The 1,715-nt window shown below is 54.6% G+C and carries 2 protein-coding genes; both read left to right on the forward strand.

Annotation, left to right across the window (positions count from 1 at the left end):
• On the forward strand, window positions 1–543 hold a 543-nt coding region (flgJ, locus tag OEL57_RS16615), incomplete at its 5' end, for a flagellar assembly peptidoglycan hydrolase FlgJ (protein ID WP_300742046.1).
• Between the two features lie 53 nt (window positions 544–596).
• The coding region (flgK, locus tag OEL57_RS16620) for a flagellar hook-associated protein FlgK (RefSeq protein ID WP_300742048.1) at window positions 597–1,715 on the forward strand (1,119 nt) is incomplete at its 3' end.

Raw genomic sequence — 1,715 nt, forward strand, 5'->3', positions numbered from 1 at the left:
GGGTTGCCTACTTCGGCGGCTTATCAAAAAGCGGATGTCTCCGTCGCCCCGGGTGCCACACTGGAAGTGCCTGCCAGCGCGAGGGAGTTCGTCAACCGTGTTTGGCCGCATGCTGTTGAAGCATCCCGTTCGACCGGCGTTCCACCTCAGTTTCTGGTCGGTCATTCCGCCCTTGAGAGTGGATGGGGGCGGGCTGAGATCAGGCGTGCGGATGGTTCTTCAAGTTTCAATCTTTTCGGTATCAAGGCAGGAAAGAGCTGGAGTGGCCAGACGGTGGATGCGAGCACCACAGAATACGTCGACGGGAAGCCTCAGCAGGCGGTTGAGCGTTTTCGTGCCTATGGCTCCTATGAAGAGGCATTCCGCGACTATGCCAGCCTGTTGCGAAACAGTTCGCGCTATAGCGCCGTAATTGGCTCTCAGGATGGCGCGGAGTTTGCTAAACGTTTACAGCAGGCAGGCTATGCCACTGATCCGGCGTATGCGGACAAGCTTTCACGCATCATCAATGGCCCGGTGTTGAAGCAGGCCCTGATTGGTTGAGCGCCGCCTAAACTTTACGGCGAATTGGCCGTTAACCTCTCAGAGGTGACAGGATGAGTACAGGAATTTTCAGTATCGGGGTTAGTGGCCTTACAGCCGCCCAGTTGGGATTGCTGACGACCGAACACAATGTTGTTAACGCAAATACCCCCGGTTACACGCGTCAGGTTACCGTGCAGGCAACCAATGTGGCCATAAACACGGGGGCAGGGGCTATTGGCCAAGGTGTGCATGTTCAAACCATCAAGCGCCTGTATGATCAGTACCTGACCTCTCAGGTCAACTCTGCGCAGACACAAGTCAGCGAGCTGGATGCGTTTTATAGCCAAATCACCCAGGTCACCACCATGCTGGCGGACCCCAACGCCGGGTTGTCTCCCGCACTGCAGGATTTTTTTGCGGGTGTGCAGAATGTGGCATCCAATCCCTCGCTCCTGCCATCGCGTCAGTCAATGATTTCGAGTGCCCAAACGATGGCTGCTCGTTTCCAGAATCTTGATACCTCCCTGTCGCAGATGGCTGAACAGGTGAATGGCCGGATTTCTGATGCTGTCAATCAAATCAATACCTACGCCAGTCAAATTGCAGACATTAACCAGCGCATTGTTGTTGCCGAGGCCGGTTATGGCCAGCCAGCCAATGACCTGCAGGATCAGCGCGACCAGTTGATTTCCGAGATCAACAAGTTCATCAGGGTGTCTACGAGCACCAACACGAATGGCACCTATAACGTGTTTATCGGTAATGGTCAGCAGTTGGTTGTCGGCTCGCAGTCGATGACCATGACCGCGACAGCCTCTACCTCTGATCCGACAAAGATCGTTGTCGGTCTGCAAACGATGGGAGGGGCCCAGCAGTTGCCGGAGTCATTGATTACGGGCGGGGAACTTGGCGGTCTGATCAGCTTCCGGAGCAATGTGCTTGGCGTTGCCCAAAATGAATTGGGGCGCGTTGCCACTTCGCTGGCCTTGACCTTCAATGCCCAGCATCAGCTTGGGCAGGATTTGCAGGGAAACATTCTGGGCGATGCGAATTTTGCAGGTGATTTCTTCACGATCCCAGGTCCAAAATTGATCGAAAACTCCAAGAACACCGGTAGCGGGTCGCTGTCAGTGGCTTTTGAACCGATCTCGGCGCCAAAAGCACCTGATTTCAGTGGAAATTTCTATACC

The sequence above is a fragment of the Trichlorobacter sp. genome, assembly GCF_030247655.1.
GTDB lineage: Bacteria > Desulfobacterota > Desulfuromonadia > Geobacterales > Pseudopelobacteraceae > Trichlorobacter.